Annotated in this window: 2 protein-coding genes; both read right to left on the bottom strand. The window is 44.6% G+C overall.

What is annotated here, in order from left to right; translation table 11 throughout:
- On the bottom strand, positions 1 to 275 hold a 275-nt coding region (locus ACTXGO_RS15485), incomplete at its 3' end, for a RidA family protein (protein WP_443575145.1).
- A gap of 59 nt (positions 276 to 334) precedes the next feature.
- Positions 335 to 702: hotdog family protein (locus ACTXGO_RS15480; RefSeq protein ID WP_459112946.1), on the bottom strand; the 368-nt coding region annotated here is incomplete at its 5' end.

The following is a 702-nucleotide window of genomic DNA, read 5'->3' as shown; positions in this document are numbered from 1 at the left end:
TTCAAGGCTTGCTTGGTCTCAGCTTTGATACCGCCTTTGACCAGCTGACCGTCTTTAAAGCCGATCTGACCTGACATGTACAAAGTATCGCCAATGCGTACTGCACTAGAAAAAGGATACTCACCGCCATCACCTAAAAAGACTGGCGCAGTTTTGCTCATCGTCGTCGTTGGTGCAGCTTGAGCTGTCAGCACAACGCTCAATGGACCGAGCGAGCAGGCACCTATAAGTACGGCTTTAGATAGTATTTTAAATAGATTATTATGACTAATCATAGTGATCTCCTTTATTGTAAATATGAGTATTATACTTATGAGTATGATACTAGGGGGTGTTATTCATCCTCTGTCGCTTTGATTGTATCAGTGGCTTGCTTATCTTGATCAGTATCTGATAGGTTATCGCCCTTACCTTGGCGACGCGCTTCTAACTCGGATTTGGGTATCCACGCCCACATCATCTCAACGGTGATAGGGTCGCGGCTACTCGCAGACTCGCGGTCTTCGATAACACAAGGAATGATCATCTCGCCTTTGGGCGTGTCCAAGATATGTTGGCGCTGCTCATCGGATAGGCTCGCTACCGCTGCAATTTGACCTTTTTTGATAGGGCGATAAAAATTTACAGAATAAGATTTTATTAATAATATACGATCAGAGGGCAGGTTTAATCCCAAAATAAACCCAGTGGCTGTCTCAGCAA

The organism is Psychrobacter sp. T6-1 (assembly GCF_052258445.1).
This window is presented reverse-complemented; position numbering and strand designations above follow the sequence as displayed.